At 66.0% G+C, this 16,860-nt stretch carries 14 protein-coding genes; 9 read left to right on the top strand and 5 right to left on the bottom strand.

All coding sequences use genetic code 11. The annotated features are described in order from the left end of the window. Genes cobN through LQ232_RS19360 form a run of 9 tightly spaced genes read left to right on the top strand, consistent with a single transcriptional unit; the run spans position 1 to position 11,384 of the window. Positions 1-4,011, top strand: coding sequence for a cobaltochelatase subunit CobN (gene cobN, locus LQ232_RS19320; protein WP_230182389.1), 4,011 nt, complete (start codon positions 1-3; stop codon positions 4,009-4,011). A gap of 34 nt (positions 4,012-4,045) precedes the next feature. Beyond that, positions 4,046-4,615 carry a cob(I)yrinic acid a,c-diamide adenosyltransferase gene (cobO, locus tag LQ232_RS19325; protein ID WP_230182018.1) on the top strand — a complete coding sequence of 190 codons (570 nt, stop codon included), beginning with the start codon at positions 4,046-4,048 and terminating at the stop codon, positions 4,613-4,615. Between the two features lie 4 nt (positions 4,616-4,619). Next, on the top strand, positions 4,620-5,552 hold the full coding sequence (cbiB, locus tag LQ232_RS19330) for an adenosylcobinamide-phosphate synthase CbiB (protein ID WP_230182019.1): 933 nt from the start codon (positions 4,620-4,622) through the stop codon (positions 5,550-5,552). After that, a complete protein-coding gene (locus tag LQ232_RS19335) occupies positions 5,552-6,598 on the top strand; it encodes a histidinol-phosphate transaminase (protein WP_230182020.1) in 1,047 nt (348 codons plus the stop codon). Before cbiB ends, LQ232_RS19335 begins: the two co-directional genes overlap by 1 nt. Then, positions 6,595-8,097 (top strand): cobyric acid synthase, encoded by a 1,503-nt coding sequence (locus LQ232_RS19340; RefSeq protein WP_230182021.1) that lies wholly within the window; start codon positions 6,595-6,597, stop codon positions 8,095-8,097. The genes LQ232_RS19335 and LQ232_RS19340 overlap by 4 nt, the downstream gene beginning before the upstream one ends. Beyond that, complete coding sequence (locus tag LQ232_RS19345; protein ID WP_230182022.1) at positions 8,094-8,924, top strand: ABC transporter substrate-binding protein; 831 nt, start codon at positions 8,094-8,096, stop codon at positions 8,922-8,924. Before LQ232_RS19340 ends, LQ232_RS19345 begins: the two co-directional genes overlap by 4 nt. Beyond that, positions 8,921-9,982 (top strand): nicotinate-nucleotide--dimethylbenzimidazole phosphoribosyltransferase, encoded by a 1,062-nt coding sequence (gene cobT, locus LQ232_RS19350; RefSeq protein ID WP_230182023.1) that lies wholly within the window; start codon positions 8,921-8,923, stop codon positions 9,980-9,982. The genes LQ232_RS19345 and cobT overlap by 4 nt, the downstream gene beginning before the upstream one ends. After that, positions 9,982-10,827 carry an adenosylcobinamide-GDP ribazoletransferase gene (locus LQ232_RS19355; protein WP_230182024.1) on the top strand — a complete coding sequence of 282 codons (846 nt, stop codon included), beginning with the start codon at positions 9,982-9,984 and terminating at the stop codon, positions 10,825-10,827. The genes cobT and LQ232_RS19355 overlap by 1 nt, the downstream gene beginning before the upstream one ends. After that, on the top strand, positions 10,827-11,384 hold the full coding sequence (locus tag LQ232_RS19360) for a histidine phosphatase family protein (RefSeq protein WP_230182025.1): 558 nt from the start codon (positions 10,827-10,829) through the stop codon (positions 11,382-11,384). The genes LQ232_RS19355 and LQ232_RS19360 overlap by 1 nt, the downstream gene beginning before the upstream one ends. A 12-nt stretch (positions 11,385-11,396) precedes the next feature. Here the strand turns inward: LQ232_RS19360 and clsB are convergent, their stop codons facing one another. The 5 genes from clsB to aspS all read right to left on the bottom strand — a co-directional run bounded on the left by clsB (position 11,397) and on the right by aspS (position 16,819). Next, on the bottom strand, positions 11,397-12,710 hold the full coding sequence (gene clsB / locus LQ232_RS19365) for a cardiolipin synthase ClsB (protein ID WP_230182026.1): 1,314 nt from the start codon (positions 12,708-12,710) through the stop codon (positions 11,397-11,399). Then, a complete protein-coding gene (locus LQ232_RS19370) occupies positions 12,710-13,522 on the bottom strand; it encodes an endonuclease/exonuclease/phosphatase family protein (RefSeq protein WP_230182390.1) in 813 nt (270 codons plus the stop codon). The genes clsB and LQ232_RS19370 overlap by 1 nt, the downstream gene beginning before the upstream one ends. A gap of 75 nt (positions 13,523-13,597) precedes the next feature. Next, positions 13,598-14,080 carry a dihydroneopterin triphosphate diphosphatase gene (gene nudB / locus LQ232_RS19375; RefSeq protein WP_230182027.1) on the bottom strand — a complete coding sequence of 161 codons (483 nt, stop codon included), beginning with the start codon at positions 14,078-14,080 and terminating at the stop codon, positions 13,598-13,600. Further along, a complete protein-coding gene (locus LQ232_RS19380; protein WP_230182028.1) occupies positions 14,077-14,910 on the bottom strand; it encodes a CsgG/HfaB family protein in 834 nt (277 codons plus the stop codon). The genes nudB and LQ232_RS19380 overlap by 4 nt, the downstream gene beginning before the upstream one ends. Positions 14,911-15,019: 109 nt before the next feature. Next, positions 15,020-16,819 carry an aspartate--tRNA ligase gene (aspS, locus tag LQ232_RS19385; protein ID WP_230182029.1) on the bottom strand — a complete coding sequence of 600 codons (1,800 nt, stop codon included), beginning with the start codon at positions 16,817-16,819 and terminating at the stop codon, positions 15,020-15,022. Positions 16,820-16,860: the final 41 nt, after the last annotated feature.

Raw genomic sequence — 16,860 nt, forward strand, 5'->3', positions numbered from 1 at the left:
ATGTTTTTACACGGCGCGCGGTGGCTGATGGCTTGGCTGATGCTGGGCCTGTGCATGGGCGCCCAGGCAGCATTGCCCGTGGTGCTGTGGTTGACCACGGACGTCACGCCCGCCCCGCGCACCGCCATGATCGAGCGTCTGGCCCGCGCTCAAGGCTTGAGCTTGCAACACCTCGAGTACCCCTTGCGGGGCAGCAGCACGCTCACCGCGGCGGAAGCCAACGCGCTTGATGCTGCGGTGACGGGCGCCGCGATGGTGTGGGTTGACGCGCCTCACGTTACCGCCCAGACCCGCCTTGAGCGCTTGCTGACCCCCCCCTTGTCCAAAGCCAGGAACCTTGTCTGGGTGACGCCCGAGGCCACCTCCAACCGCATCGCGGCTTACCTGCAAGCCGGTGGCGAGCGCAATACCGAGCATGCGCTGACCTTGTCCAATGCCTTGATCAAGGGCTTGCCAGCGCCTGAGTTGCCCGCCCCGCAAGCCTGGCCCAGTCGTGGCCTGTACCACCCCGATGCGCCTGGCCTGTTCAACGATGCCCAGGCCTTGTCGCAATGGCAGTTGTCGCAAGGCGCCTTGCGTGGCCGGCCAGCGGTGGTGTTGCTGGTCCACCGCTATCATTTTGTGAATGGCGCCACAGAGTGGATCGACGCCTGGCTGCGCATGTTTGCCAAGCAAGGCCTCTTTGCTTACGCGGCGTTTGGCCAGCAGGTGGACGCGGCGGGTCTGTCGGGCCTGTTGGAGGTGACCGGGCCTGGTGGCTCTGGCCGCCATCTGCACGCACAGGTGGTGGTCATCCACCAGTTGTTGCCGCAGGGGGCCGCCTTGCAGCCGCTGTTCGCCCGCTGGGGCGCGCCGGTGTTGTTGACGCAGCCGCACCGGTCGGCCGACACCGCCAGTTGGGAGCAGGACGAAGGCGGCTTGTCGCAAAGCGATGTGCCTTTCTACCTGGCACAGCCGGAGGGGGCCGGCGCCATCGATCCGATCTTGGTGGTGGCGCATGCCGACCAAAGCCGTCGACCCGAGTTGATCGAACGCCAGGCCCAGGCCGTGGTGGCCAAGGCGCGCCGCCTGATCACGCTGCAAACCAAGCCAGCGGCCGACAAGCGCCTGGTGGCCATGGTCTACAACTACCCACCGGGCGGCAGCCATTTCGGCGCGTCGTTCCTGAACGTGCCGCGCAGCCTGGAGCAGGTCTCGGGCAACCTGGCCCAGGCGGGCTACACCACGCATGCGGTGCCTGAGTCGCAATGGGTTGATGGCCTCAAACCCATGCTGGCCGCCTACTATCCTGGCTCTGATCTGCAGGCCTTGTTGGCCAGCAACCAGGCTGCCCCCTTGCCCTTGAAAGACTACGAGGCCTGGTGGGCGACGTTGCCCGTGAAGGTGCGCCAGCGCATCGAAGCACAGTGGGGCACGCCAGGCAGCAGCCGCTATGTGGTCTCATACCAAGGCCAGCGTGTTTTCGTGATCCCGCGCATGCAGGTCGGGCAGTTGTCGGTGCTGCCCCAACCGCCGCGTGAGGAAACCTTGCACCTGGGCCAGAACCCTTTCATGCACCGCAGCAAGACACCCTTGTCCCACCACTACCTGGCGGTGTACTTGTGGGCGCGGCAAGCCGATGCGTTGATCCACTTCGGCACCCATGGCACGCAGGAATGGGCTCCTGGCAAGGCGCGCAGCCTCGACGTCTGGGACGATGCCTTGCTGCCACTGGGCGATGTGCCCGTTGTCTACCCCTACATCGTCGACAACCTGGGTGAGGCCCTGACGGCCAAGCGGCGTGGGCGCGCGGTGCTGGTCAGTCACAAGACGCCAGTGTTCTCGCCAGCGGGCTTCGAGGCCAAGATGGCCCACATGCACGAGCTGATGCACGAGTGGGAAACCGTCGATGCGGGGCCCACCAGGCAAGCGCTGGAGCGTCAACTGATCGGCCATTTTGTTGAACACCAGTTGCACCGTGACCTGGGCTGGACGGCCGAGCGCATCGCGGCCAACTTCTCCGGCTTTCTGGAGTTGTTGCATCCTTACCTGGACACGCTGGCGCAAAGTTCGCAACCCAAAGGCCTGGCGGTGTTCGGGCGCGTGCCCGAGGCCGCGCAGCGTCATCAGACCATCTTGCAGTCCTTGCGCAAGCCCTTGATCGAGGCCTTGGGCGAGGACATCGATGAGGCCTTCCTGATCGACCACCAAGCGGTGGCCACGGCGCGGCCTTCGCGTTGGTTGGACGTGGCCTTGCTGGATGCGCAAAAGGCCAGCACATTGGACCTGCGGCCCGCGCTGCCTGACGGCCCGGTGCCCAACCGCGCAGCGCGCAAGCCGATTGATTCAGCCGCGCTGTTCAAACTGGCCGAGCGGGCGCAGGCGCTGGAGGCCCTGCTGTCGACAGAAGGAGAAATGCCGGGCCTGCTCACGGCCTTGTCCGGGCACTTCATCACCGCGGCCTATGGCGGCGATCCCATCCGCAACCCAGACTGCCTGCCCACCGGGCGCAACCTGACCGGCCTGGACCCCAGCCGCTTGCCCACCCGGCAGGCGTACGAGGTGGCCAAGGGCTTGTTCAACGATTGGCTCAAGACCTGGCGGGCGGAGCATGGCGGCCAGGCGCCCACGCGCATGGCCTTGTCCTTGTGGGCCGGCGAGACCTTGCGGCACCAGGGCATCATGGAGGCGCAGGCACTGGTGGCTTTGGGCGTTGAGCCGGTCTGGGATGAGTCAGGCCGGCCTGCCGGCGTGCGGGTCATCCCCGCATCCACCTTGCAACGCCCCCGTGTCGATGTGCTGCTCAGCATCACGGGCTCGTACCGCGACCAGTTCCCCGCCTTGATGGCTTTGGTGGACCAGGCGGTGGCGGCGGCTTCAACGGCCGAGCCCGCCAATGCGGTGTCGAGCAACACGGCCGTGGTCGCCGCGGAGCTGGTCAAGGAAGGTGTGCCGCGCGCTCAGGCGCAGGTATTGGCCCGTGCTCGTGTGTTTGGCAATGTGGGTGGGGATTACGGCACCGGCTTGTCAGAGGCCGTTCAGTCGGAAGGTGTTCAGCGCAATGACAGCCGCCTGGGCGACATGTTCTTGCAGCGCATGAGCCAGCCGTATATGGATGGCCAAGCGTTGGAGGGCTTGCCGGCCGGTGTGGCCGCCAAGGCCTTGGGCTCGCACCTGCGGCACACGCAGGCAGCGGTGTTGTCACGCACATCGCACTTGTACGCCATGGTCACGTCCGATGATCCCTTTCAATACCTGGGTGGTTTGGCGGCGGCGGCGCGCAGTGCGGGCAAGACCGAGGCGCTGGGCCTGTACGTGAACCAGCTGCAGGATGCCAGCGAGGTCCACACGCAATCGGCCGCCACCAGCATCGCGCTGGAGATGCAGTCGCGCTACTTGCACCCTGGTTGGCTGCAGGCGCAAAAAGCCGAGGGCTATGCCGGCACCCTGCAGGTGCTCAAGGCCTTGCAGTTCGCTTGGGGTTGGCAAGTCACGGCACCCGACACTGTGCGCCCCGACCACTGGCAGAACTTCTACGAAGTATTGGTGCAGGACAAGCACAAGCTGGGGCTGCCGCAGTGGTTGCGCACGCACCCTCAGGCCTACGCCCAATCGCTGGAACGCCTGGTACAGGCTCAGCGCATGGGGTATTGGCAGCCCGATGCCGCCACGCAGCAGCAAGTGGCCCAGCTGTACAAGGACCTGACCCGCGAGGCCCCCTTGCCGGGCGAAATGGGCGCGGTGCGGCATTGGGTAGCGCAGCAGTTGAACGAGCCTACGCCACCAGAAGTGCCCCAGGCCGCGCGCCCACCCAGCCCCGTGCCAACAACGGTTCAAAAGCCCATGTTCAAACCCGCGGAGCCGGCACCGAGCCTTCAAGGCTTGCTGCTGCAGCGCCAGCCTGACAATGCCAAACCTGCGCTGGATGTGGGCACCGAACTCTCACGCGCCCTGGCCGCTGTGTTGATGACTTTGTTGGTGGCCGGGGGCGCCTCGTGGCAAGCGCTGCGCCGGCCCCTGGCTGCCGGCTGACTTGATCCTTGCACCCAAGATTGGAGAAACCTCTATGGAAATCGAATCCCCCCCCGTTGACCGCCAGGTTGAAAAACCCGATGGCGAACGCCGTGGCCTGCTGCTGGTCAACACCGGCGATGGCAAAGGCAAAAGCACCTCGGCCTTTGGCCTGGCACTGCGCGCCCATGGCCGTGGCAAGGCCGTCAAGATCTACCAGTTCATGAAAGTGCCCAGCGCCCGTTTCGGCGAGCACCGCGTGTTCGAGCAATTGGGGGTACCCATCGAAGGCCTTGGCGATGGCTTCAGCTGGAAGAGCCGCGATCTGGAGCACTCTGCGCAACTGGCCCGTGATGGCTGGGTCCGCGCTTTGGACACCATCAACGCCGGTGAGCACTTCCTGGTGGTGCTGGACGAGATCATGTACCCGCTGCGGTATGGCTGGATTCCCCTGGAGCCGGTGCTCGCCGCCTTGCGCAATCGCCCCAGCCATGTCCACGTCATGCTGACTGGCCGCGGTTGTCCGCAAGAGTTGATCGACATCGCGGACACCGTCACCGAGATGGTCGCCGTCAAGCACCATTACCACGCTGGCGTGCCCGCGCAACGCGGCATCGAAGACTGACACGATGGCGCCTTGGGTGTCCCTGTTGGCCATGGCCGTGGCCTTGCTGATCGACCGGCGTTGGGGCGAGCCCCCCGCGTGGGCTCATCCGGTGGTGGGCATGGGGCGCTACCTGGCTTGGCTGGGCCCGCGTTTGAGCATGTGGCGGCCCCCGCTGGCTTTCATGGGCGGTGCGCTGGCCTGGTGTGTGGGCGGCGTGCTGGTGGTGGCGCTGGCCTGCGCGGCAGAGCGTGCCTTGACCGCTTGCCCCTGGTATGCCCAAGCATTGCTGCTGGGCGTGTTGCTCAAGCCCTTGCTGGCCTGGCGCATGTTGCGTGACGAAGTGTGTTCGGTCGAGCTGGCCCTGAGTGATTCACTGGAAGCGGGCAGGGCACAACTGCAACGCCTGGTCAGCCGTGATGTGAGTCAGCTGGACGAGGTGGCGGTGCGCGAAAGCGCCATTGAATCGCTGGCCGAGAATTTGAACGATTCTCTCGTCGCGCCGCTGCTGTGGTTCACCGTGGGCGGGCTGGGCGCAGCCGCGCTCTACCGTTTCGCCAACACGGCCGATGCCATGTGGGGTTACCGTGGTCGCTACGAATGGGCAGGGAAGTGGGCGGCCCGTGCCGACGATGTCCTGTCGTGGATCCCCGCGCGCGCCACGGCCCTGTTGTTGTGCCTGTCGGCCAGGGCCATGCCGACCTGGTCAGCCATGAGGCGGCAGGCGAAGGCCACGCCGTCGCCCAATGGCGGTTGGCCCATGGGGGGCATGGCCTTGTTGCTGGAGGTTCGTCTGAGCAAGCCGGGCGTGTATGTGTTGAATGGATCAGCCTCCTTGCCTCAACCACGGCACACCACGAAAGCCTTGGCCTTGGCACAAAGGGCGGTGTGGTGGGCGGCGGCCTGGGCTGCCGTCTTGATCCTGGCGCCGGCCTGCTTGAGCTGGGGAGCCCGATGATGATGCAGCCGCCTACCTGGACGACCGAGCATGGCGGCCCCGACAGCGGCCCACCCATCCTCCACGACTTTTCCAGTAACGCCAATCCCCTGGGCGCGCCCGACAGCGTGGTGCAAGCCCTCCAGATGGCGGACCGCCAGCGCTATCCTGATCCTGATTACCGCGCCTTGCGTGAAAGCCTGGCCCATTCACTGGGCACCCATGCTGCGCGCGTGTTGCCCACGGCCGGCAGCAGCGAGGCCATCCGCCGTTTGACCTTGGCCGCGTTCCTGTGTGGGGTGCGTCAGGTTTGGGTGCCGCAACCGGGCTACGGTGATTACCAGGCCGCCGCGCAGGCCCTGGGTTTGCAGGTGCAGGGCTACGCCACTGGCGAGGCCTTGCTCAGCGCATTGACATCGCAGGCAGGCCCTTCCCTGGTCTGGCTGTGCGAGCCTTGCAACCCCACCGGCCAAAGCCTGCCGCCCTCATTCTGGTCAGCGTTGGCCAGCTTGCGGCATCAACGAGCTGGGTTGACCTTGGCGCTGGACCGTGCCTACGAGCCTCTGCGCCTGGTGGGGCAAGACCCCGTGCCTGCTGCGCTGGCCGAGCAATGCTGGCAACTGTGCTCACCCAACAAGGCGCTGGGCCTGACGGGGGTGCGCGCCGGCTACGCCATCGCCCCCGCAGATGATCCGCACATCAGCATGACCGACTTTCAAATCTTGGCGCCCAGTTGGGTGGTGTCGGCTGAAGGCGTGGCCATGCTGCTGGCCTGGCATCAGCCCGACACGCAAGCCTGGCTGGCCCGCTCACGCCTGACTTTGGCGCTGTGGATGGCGTCCCAGCAAACGGCCTTGGCCCATGCGGGCTGGCATTGCGAACCCTCGGTGGTGCCCTTCATGTTGGCTCGCCCCGCGCATGCGGTCGGTTTCTTGCGTGCTCACGGCATCAAGCTCAGGGATGCGACCAGCTTTGGTTTGCCAGGCTGGGTGAGGCTGAGCGCCCAGGCGCCGCACGCGCAACAGGCCTTGTTTCAAACGCTGACCCAGATGGAGACCGCCCGATGAGTGCCAAAGCCGTCATGGTCCTGGGGACCACCAGTGGCGCTGGCAAAAGCTGGCTGGCCACCGCGCTGTGCCGCTGGTACGCCCGCCAGGGCTTGAAGGTGGCCCCCTTCAAAGCCCAGAACATGAGCAACAACGCCCGCGTCGTGCCGGGCTTGAACGGCCAGCTGGGCGAGATTGGCAGCGCGCAGTATTTCCAGGCCCTGGCCGCCCGGGCCCGCCCGGAAGTGCGCATGAACCCGGTCTTGCTCAAGCCCGAGCGCGACACGGCCAGCCAGGTGGTGGTGTTGGGCGAGGTTCGCCCTGACCTGTACCAGGTGCCCTGGCGCCAACGCAGCGAGCAACTGTGGCCCTTTGCCCGCGATGCCTTGCAGGCCTTGGTGGCCGAGAACGATGTGGTGGTGATCGAAGGTGCGGGCTCGCCAGCCGAGATCAACCTGCACCACAGCGACTACGTCAACATGCGCACGGCCTTGGCGGCTCAAGCGGCCTGTTTGCTGGTCAGCGACATCGACCGGGGTGGGGCCTTCGCCCACCTTTATGGCACCCACCAGCTCTTGCCCGACCATGAACGTGCCTTGATCAGGGGCTATGTTCTGAACCGATTCAGGGGCGATGCCGCCTTGCTGGCCCCCGGGCCCGAGCAGCTGCAAGCCCTGACAGGCGTGCCCACCGTGGCCGTCCTGCCCATGTGGCGCGGCCATGGCCTGCCCGAAGAAGACGGCGTGTTCGATGACACGGCCACCGGCCCTGGCACGGCGCAGGCCTTCAAACGCATCGCCATCGTCGCCTACCCGCGCATCAGCAACCTCGATGAGTTCCAGCCATTGCGCGCCGCGCCTGGCGTGCGGTTGACCTGGTCCCGGCATCCCGCCGATCTGGACGGGGTCGACTGGGTCATCCTGCCCGGCTCCAAGCACACCACCTCGGACCTGGCCTGGTTGCGAAGCCAGGGCCTGGACGTGGCCATTCAGGGCCATGCGGCGGCGGGCGGTGCGGTGCTGGGCGTGTGTGGCGGCTTGCAGATGCTGGGCCACACCTTGAATGACGCCGAGGGCATTGAAACCAAGGCGGCCCAAGCCGGTACTTTGGTCGCCACCCCGGGGCTGAACCTGCTGCCCTTGGTGACCAACTTTGAGCGCGACAAGTTGCTGCTGGAAACCCAGGCCTCGTTTGGACGCACGACAGGCGCATGGGCCAACCTGACCGGGGCGGATGTTCACGGCTACGAGATTCACCACGGCCGCACCACAGCCCCATCGGCGCAATCCGGCCTGCATGAAATCCTCCACAACCAGCACGGCGAACCATTGGGCTGGCAACAAGGCCAGGTGATGGGCCTGTATCTTCACGGCCTGTTCGAGTCACCGTCCGCCATGCGGGCCCTGTTCGGCCTCCAGACCCAGCCCTTGGACGCCGTGTTCGACGGCCTGGCCGACTTCATCGACCAGCACTTCTCGCCCGGCACACTCATGAACCTCCTCAAAGCGCGCACCGCATGAACACCACGCCGCAAGGCCCCCAACGCATCGCTTGCCTGTCCACCGAATCGGTCGATGTGCTTTACCGCCTGGGCGCACAAGACCGCATCGCTGGCATCTCGGGCTTCACGGTCTACCCACCTCAGGCGCGCGAAGACAAGCCCAAGATCAGCGGCTTCAAGACCGGCAAGCTGGAACGCATCCTCGATGTCAAGCCCGATCTGGTGATCGGTTTTTCTGAAGTGCAACGGCCCTTGCTGGACGCCTGCGCCGAGGCCGGCGTGGAAGTGATGTGGTTCAACCACCGAAGCCTGTCTGGCGTCTCCGACATGGTTCGGCAACTGGGCCAGACCGTGCAGCGCACCGAGGCCGCAGCGCAGTTGGTCAGCGAACTGGAAGCCATCCAGGCCCAGGTGGCGCAGGCCGCGCAGCGCCTGCCTTTCAAGCCCCGCGTCTACTTTGAAGAATGGCACTCGCCCCTGATCTGCGGCATCGCCTGGATCAGCGAGATCATCCAGTTGGCCGGCGGCATCGACGTGTTCGCCGACACCGCCCAGCGCTTTCCTTCCAAGGAGCGCACAGTCACCCCTGAGCAGGTCTTGGCCGCCGAGCCGCAACTCATCATGGGCGCCTGGTGTGGCCAGCGCTTCGAGCCTGAAAAAGTGCTGGCCCGCGAAGGCTTCCCCGCCCTGAACGCCATGATGCAGGACATCCCTTCATCCGACATCCTGTCGCCCGGCCCGGCGGCCATCCAGCGCGGCCTGGTCCATGTTTTCGACGCCATTGCGCGCTGCGCGGGCACCACCCCACAAGCCCTGGGCTTCCAGGCCGGAGCACCCACCCCATGACTCAACTGAACGCCATCACCGACCTGCACAACCCCGCCCGCGCCCAGCGCCTGCAGCACCTGCTGGACAACAAAACCAAGCCCTTGGGATCACTGGGCCGGCTGGAAGCCCTGGCCTTGCAGCTCGGCCTGATCCTGGGCACCGAGGCGCCACAGTTGAGCCAGCCTCAGATGGTGGTGTTTGCCGGCGACCATGGCCTGGCCGCGCAAGGGATCTCCTTGTTCCCCAGCGACGTCACCTGGCAGATGGTCGAGAACTTCCTGGCCGGTGGCGCGGCCGTCAGCGTGCTGGCCCGCCAGCATGGCCTGGCCCTGACCGTGGTTGATGCCGGTGTGGCACACGATTTCGTGCCGCGTCCCGGCCTGCAATCGCGCAAGGTGGCCCCGGGCACGCAAGACGCCAGCCAAGGCCCGGCCATGACGGCCGCCCAATGCCAGACCGCCTTGGACCAAGGCGCCGAGGTGGTGCGCAGCCTGCCGGGCAACGCGGTGCTCTTGGGTGAGATGGGCATCGGCAACACCTCCAGCGCGGCCTTGCTGATGGCCCGCTTGACGGGCCTGCCCATCGAGCAATGCGTGGGACGTGGCACGGGCCTGGACGACGCCGGTGTGCAGCGCAAGCTGTCCGTGCTGCGCCAGGTGCTGGTCCGCCACGACCAGGCCGTCGAGCCCTTGCAAGCACTGGCCGCCATGGGCGGCTTCGAGATCGCCATGATGGCCGGCGCCGTGCTGGAAGCCGCCGCGCAAAACCGCGTCATCGTGGTCGACGGCTTCATCGCCAGCAGCTCGATCCTGGTGGCCCACGCCTTGCAGCCTTTGGTCTTGCAGCGCTGCGTGTTCGCCCACCAGTCCGACGAGCAAGGCCATGCCCGCATGCTGTCCCACTTGAAAGCCCAGCCCTTGTTGAGCCTGGGTTTGCGGTTGGGCGAGGGCTCGGGCGCCGCTTTGGCCTGGCCGCTGCTGGAGTCCAGTTGCCGTATCCTGGCCGAGATGGCCAGCTTTGAATCGGCCGGTGTCAGCACCGCCGATGGCGATGCCAGCCAAGGGCTGGGCGCCTGATGTGGTCGAGCCGCTTAGTGCATGAACTGCGGTTGCTGTTGGTGGCCGTGCAGTTTCTCACCCGCGTGCCCGTGCCTCAATGGGTGGGGTTCGAGGCGCACTGGTTGAATGAATGCGCTCGCCACCTGCCCTTGGTGGGCGCGGGCATTGGCGCCGTGGGTGCCTTGGTCTGGTGCTTGGCGGCTCAGGTGTGGCCACCCTCGGTGGCGGTGGTGTTGAGCATGGTGGCCACCGTGTGGCTGACCGGCGCGTTTCATGAAGACGGCCTGAGTGACACCTGCGATGCCTTGGGTGGTACGGTCAGTCGCGACAAAGCCTTGCTGATCATGAAGGACTCGCGCATTGGCGCTTACGGCGCGGTGAGCCTGGTGCTGATGCTCGGGCTCAAAGGAGTGACCTTGGCGGGCTTGGCCGAGCATGGCCTTTGGTGGCCCGCCTTGGCCTTGATCTGGGCGCATGCCGCCTCACGCGCCGTGGCCGTGACGCTGATGCGCTGCCTGCCTTACGCGGGTGACATCGAACATGCCAAGGCCAAGCCGCTGGCGCTGAGCGTGCGGGCCAGCGCAGTGTGGGTGGCCTGGTGCTGGGTCTTGCTGCTCACCCTGGGCCTGGTGCTGCTGGCGCCCTTCAAGGATCCTTTCGCAGTGCTCTTGCCCGCCACGCTGGCGGCTGGCCTGGCCTGCGCTTTGGTGACCGTGGTGTGTGCCCGCTGGTACCGGCAACGCCTGGGTGGCTACACCGGTGACACGCTCGGGGCCGCACAGCAGCTCAGCGAAGCCGCGGCTTTGCTGGCCTGGCTGGCGGTGGTGAAACATGGGGCGGCCGTGGCCTTGGGTTTCCCGTGATGCGCGCCCCGCAGGCACCGCCCACCGGTGTGTGGGCCTGGCGCCATCCCCGGCCTGAACAGGTGGCTGGCCGCTGCATCGGCCGCACCGATGTGACCGTGCCTGCGCGCCGCGCCAAGCGCCTGGCTCGGCGCATCCAGCAGGCGGCACGCAGGCATGGCCTGGCCAAGGTGGTGCACACCTCGCCTTTGCAGCGCTGCGCCTTGGTAGGCCGATACCTGCGGCGCTGGGGATGGACGCATGTGCGCGACCCCGCTTTGCTGGAACTCGACTTTGGCACCTGGGATGGGCTGCCGTGGAGCGAGATCCCGCAAGCGCACATCGACCAATGGTGCGAAGCTTTCGCCGCCCATGCGCCCGGTGGCGGCGAGCCCTTGCAATCCTTGCTGGCCAGGGCCGCGGCCTGGAAGCCTGCCATCGGCAACGCTGTGCTGGTTGGCCATGCCGGCTGGATGATCGCCCGGCGCTGGGCCCATCAGCACCCGGAGCAGCCACCGCAACAGGCGGCTCAGTGGCCCGCCCCGCCGGCCTACGGCGCCTTGTGGCGTTTGCCCTGAGTCGCCAGGGGTTCAATACCGCCCGGTGACCCCCGCCAAGCGAAGGTAAGTCTTGGCCATCCACGCGATGGTGGAGCGCCGGACCCGTGTCACCCAGCTGCGTTGCCGAAGCAGGGGCGGTGCAATTTCGGCACTTTGCTCGAAGTCAATCGACAGGGCGGCTGACAAGGTGCGCACAAAGCCCCGGTCGCGCACCACCAGATTGGCTTCCAGGTTCAGCACCAGCGAGAGCGGGTCGAGGTTGGACGAGCCAATGGTGGCCCACTCGTCGTCCACACACAGCACCTTGGCATGCAGCAAGGCCGGCTGGTACTCAAAAATGCGGACCCCGTGCAGTTGCAGGTCGTGGTACAGCACCTGGGCCGCGATCGCGGCGATCCTGTAGTCGGCCTTGCCTTGCAGCAGCAGCCTGACCACCACGCCCCGCTTGGCGGCATTGCGCAGTGCGTGCCGCAAAGCTCTGGCGGGGTAAAAGTAAGGTGTGACGATGTCCACCCGCGTGCGGGCATGCTGGATCGCCTGCAAGGCGGCGCGCTCGATGGTGCGCCGCTGCAGCAGGTTGTCGCGCAGCACGAAGGCGCAGCGCATGGGCAGGTGGGTGCCCGAGGCCGCCGACAAGTTCTTTTGTTCGCTCGGGGGCAGCCGCAGACGGGCTTTTTGCCACAAGGCGCGCAGCCGCTTCATGCTGTGGTTGTCGGCCATCCAGTGGACGATGTCATCGCGCCAGTCGCGGCCCACAGCGGCCCGAGTCCACATGGCCTTGACGGTGTGCGCCATCGGCATCACGGCAGCGCCCTTCACCTGCAGCGCGTAGTCCAGGCGCGGTGCCGAAGACCAGCCCAGTGCCAAGTCATACCGGTCATCGATCAGGTTGATGCCGCCCACGAAGCCCACCGCGTCGTCGACCACGCACAACTTCATGTGCATGCGCCGCCATTGCGACGAATCCAGCAAATTCAGCAGGCCCCGCACTGGCCGATAAACCACCAGCTTGACCCCGGCCTCCTCCAGCTCGCGCCACAGCGAGGCCGGCGCATCGCGCGAGCCCACCCCGTCCACCACGAAGTGCACGTCAACGCCCCGTTGGGCGGCCCGGGCCAGGGCTTGCAGCACGGCTTGGCTTTGCCCGATGGGTGACACCAGGTAGGTGGCCATCCAGACCGACCGTTTGGCATCGTCGATGCTGGCGCGTAAGGCGGGGAATTGATCCGTGGCGCCTTTCAGCAAGGTGACGTCGTTGCCGCCCGTGAACAAGGGCTTGCGCTGGCCATACCAGGCCAGGCCGCGCAAGGCGTGCGCCGAACTCACTTCGGGCAGGGGGTTCATCAGACGTCGTCGATGTCCAGCTCGACCACCAGGGGCAAGTGGTCCGACATGCGTGCCCAGGCGCCACCGCGCGGCACCATCACCGACTGGCAGGTCAAGCCCCGCGTGTAGACGCGGTCCAGCGCCAGCACCGGGATGCGTGACGGGAACGTGGGCGTGTTGGGGGCCTTGGGCAGGCCGGCGCGTTTCAGCTTGGCCGTGTGCAGCACCTGGTCCAGCTTCTCGTTCCAGTCGTTGAAGTCGCCCGCCACCACCACGAGGGCATCGGGCGGCAGTTCCTTGATGACCAGGGCCGCCAGCTGCTCGGCCTGCCTCACGCGGCTGGCGTGGATCAAACCCAGGTGCACCACGATCACGTGGATCTCAACGCCGCGCCAAAACACGGGCACGTGCAGAAAACCACGCTGCTCGAACCGGTGGTCCGACACATCGTGGTGGCCAATGTCCCCCATCGGCCAGCGGCTCAACAGGGCATTGCCGTGCTCGCCGTCTTTGGTGGTGGCATTGGTGCGGTAGGCCACCTCATAGCCTTCTGGCGCCAGGAAATCGGCCTGGGGCTGTTGCGGCCAGCACATGGGGCCGTAATCCGTGCGCGAAAAGCGCTTGGCCTCGGAGCGGTGGAAATGCCGCACTTCCTGCAGGCAGACGATGTCGGCGTCAAACGCCTCGACTGCCAGGCTCAGATTGTGGATTTCCAGGCGTTTGGTGGGCCCCATGCCCCGCACGCCCTTGTGGATGTTGTAGGTGGCCACCCGCAGGTGCGTGGATGACTGCGTTGACGGTGGCAACAGTGAGGACTGGAGAGGGTTCAGCACGGTGAATCGTTCCGACAGCGGCGCGAACAAAGGCGTTCACACCGACACCATAGCCGCAACTGGCCTTGTCGTTCAGAACGTTGAAGGGCCGGCTTTCCCGTTAAATCGAGGAAGTTGCAAAATCGCCTCGGCGTTGGACGGCGAGAAACACCGGTCCGCCGCTTCTCGCCAGGGGAGCCAGGCCCAGGCGGTGTGCTCGCGGGGCGCCAGGGTGATGGGGATGTCGCGCGGCACGCACAGCCCAAAAACCCGTTCAGTGTTGTGGGTCACTCCGGGGGCATAGCGGTGGCGCCAGACCGGGTAAATCTCGTAAATGTTCTCGATGGCCCAATCCTGCAAGGCGTCTCTGGGCACTTCGGGGCCCCCCACCACGATGCCGGTTTCCTCTTGAACTTCGCGGATGGCCGTGACATCCCAGGGCTCGTCCTCCAGGTCTTTGGACCCGGTCACGCTTTGCCAGAAACCAGCTTGCTGGGCACGTTCGATCAGCAGGACTTCCAGCTCGGGCGTGTGGATGACCACCAGCACCGACAGCGGGATCTTGGGCGAGCTCACGGTTTTCCCAGCACGGCCACGGACGGCGGCAATTGCTTGGCTTGCAGCTCACGCACCTGGGTGACCAGCTTGTTGTGCGCGTCGAAAAACGCCGCGGCAATCACTTTGCCTTCATTGGAGTTGCTCCAGCCCAGGCCACCGGCCCCGCCCAGCTTGCCCGCCACGAAGCCGCCCACACCCAGGTCGGTGACCTTGACCGAACCCGTGGCTGCGGCCAATTGCTCGGTGGTTTCATTGTCGGTCAGCAGCAGGGCCACCTGCGCCTCCTTGATCTTGACCTGGTCCACCAGACCGGCCAGGCCTGCGATGTCACGCAGGACGGGGATGGCCGCGATGACGCCACTCAGGCCCCGGCCGGCGTCTTGCTCGCTGAAGGTCAGGCTGGGGACCAGCGTGTACTGGGCTTCATAGCCCTTGCCTTTGGAGACCGTGCTGTTGGAGCGCACGATGCCGGCTTCCTTCAACTCGTTTTCCTGGATGGTGCTGCGCAGGCCCGCCGCGCGGTCGACCACGCGAAAGCAACCGCTTTGCTGCGCGATCAGCTTGAGCAGTGGCACCGGCGAGGCCGGCAACTGGTAGTGAGAGGTCATGGTGTAGCCATTGGGGTTCTCGGCCAAGGCCAGGGTGGCCACGGGCGAGTTGCAGGTGACCAGGCCACTGTCGGCGCCTTGCGCGCCTTTGGGCCCCGCCGAGCCCGCCACCACCGAACCACCCTGGCCCAACTCGGTCTTGGCCTGTTGGGTGGTCTTGTCACCGCAGCCCGCCAGGCCCAGGATGGCGATCAAGGCGAGGGCTGCGAGGGGGCGATGGCTTGTGGGTGTCCGCGGCATGTCCAACTCCATGTGTCCAGAAAAAATCTGTGCAAAAAAAGGGCCACCCCAAGGGCGGCCCGCGCAGTGTACTGAGGAAGCCGCCCGTGGGCGATCCCTCTTAGGAAGGTCAGGCTGCGGCCGTGCCGGCTTGCGGGTTGCGCAGGCGGATGTGCAGCTCTTTCAGCTGCTTTTCATCGACCGGGCTCGGAGCGTGCGTCAGCAGGCACTGGGCGCGTTGCGTCTTGGGGAAGGCAATCACGTCGCGGATCGACTCGGCGCCGGTCATCAGCGTGACCAGGCGGTCCAGACCGAAGGCCAGGCCACCGTGCGGGGGCGCGCCATACTGCAGCGCATCCAGCAGGAAGCCGAACTTCAGTTGCGCTTCTTCTGGCCCGATCTTCAGCGCGCTGAACACCTTGCTCTGCACTTCGGCGCGGTGGATACGGATCGAGCCGCCACCCAATTCCCAGCCGTTCAGCACCATGTCGTAGGCCTTGGCGATGCACTTCTCGGGATCGGTGTCCATGAGGTTCTCATGGCCGTCCTTGGGCGCCGTGAAGGGGTGGTGCACCGCGTTCCAGCGGTCGCCTTCTTCGTCGTGCTCGAACATCGGGAAGTCGACCACCCACAGCGGGGCCCACTTGTTCTCGAACAGGCCGTTCTTCTTGCCGAAGTCGCTGTGGCCGATCTTGACGCGCAAGGCGCCCAGGCCGTCGTTGACCACCTTGGCCTTGTCGGCACCGAAGAAGATCAGGTCGCCGTTTTGCGCATTGGTGCGCTTGAGGATTTCGTTCAGCGCTTCGTCATGGATGTTCTTGACGATGGGCGATTGCAGGCCGTCGCGGCCCTTCTCGACCTCGTTGACCTTGATCCAGGCCAGGCCCTTGGCACCGTAGATCTTGACGAACTCGGTGTAGGCGTCGATTTCGCCGCGCGACATGGCGCCGCCGCCGGGCACGCGCAGTGCGGCCACACGGCCACCCTTGGTCGTGGCGGGGGTCGAGAACACCTTGAAGTCCACGCCGGCCATGATGTCGGTCAGCTCGGTGAACTCCAGCTTGACGCGCAGGTCTGGCTTGTCCGAGCCATACAAGTGCATCGCATCCGCGTACTTCATGACGGGGTAGTCGCCCAGGTCCACGTCCAGCGCCGTCTTGAAGACGTGGCGGATCATGCCCTCGAACATGTCGCGGATCTCTTGCTCGCCCAGGAACGATGTCTCAATATCGATCTGGGTGAATTCTGGCTGGCGGTCAGCGCGCAGGTCTTCGTCGCGGAAGCACTTGGTGATCTGGTAGTAGCGGTCGAAGCCGGCCACCATCAGCAACTGCTTGAACAGCTGGGGCGACTGGGGCAGGGCGAAGAACTGGCCGTCGTTCACGCGCGAGGGCACGAGGTAGTCGCGCGCGCCTTCGGGGGTCGACTTGGTCAGCATCGGCGTTTCGATGTCGATGAAGCCGTGCTCGTCGAGGAACTTGCGCGCTTCCATGGCCACGCGGTAGCGCAGGCGCAGGTTCTTCTGCATGTAGGGGCGGCGCAGGTCGAGCACGCGGTGCGTGAGGCGCGTGGTTTCGGACAGGTTCTCGTCATCCAGGGGGAAGGGTGGCGTCACGCTGGGGTTCAGCACTTCCAGCGTGTGGGCCAGGATCTCGATCTTGCCGCTGGTCAGGGCGGCGTTCTCGGTGCCGGCGGGGCGGGCGCGCACCAGGCCGGTCAGCTTCAGGCAGAACTCGTTGCGCACGCCTTCGGCCACCTTGAAGGTGTCCACGCGGTCGGGGTCGCAGACGACCTGGACCAGGCCTTCACGGTCGCGCAGGTCGATGAAGATCACGCCGCCGTGGTCGCGGCGACGGTGGGCCCAGCCCATCAGCGTCACGGTCTGGCCCATCAGCGCTTCGCTGACCAGTCCGCAGTAAGTGGTTCGCATCGTTGTTCTCCGGATGATCTGTTCGTGTTCGTCGAGCGGCG

The organism is Aquabacterium sp. CECT 9606, from assembly GCF_918741295.1.
In the GTDB taxonomy this organism is placed as follows: Bacteria; Pseudomonadota; Gammaproteobacteria; order Burkholderiales; family Burkholderiaceae_C; genus Aquabacterium.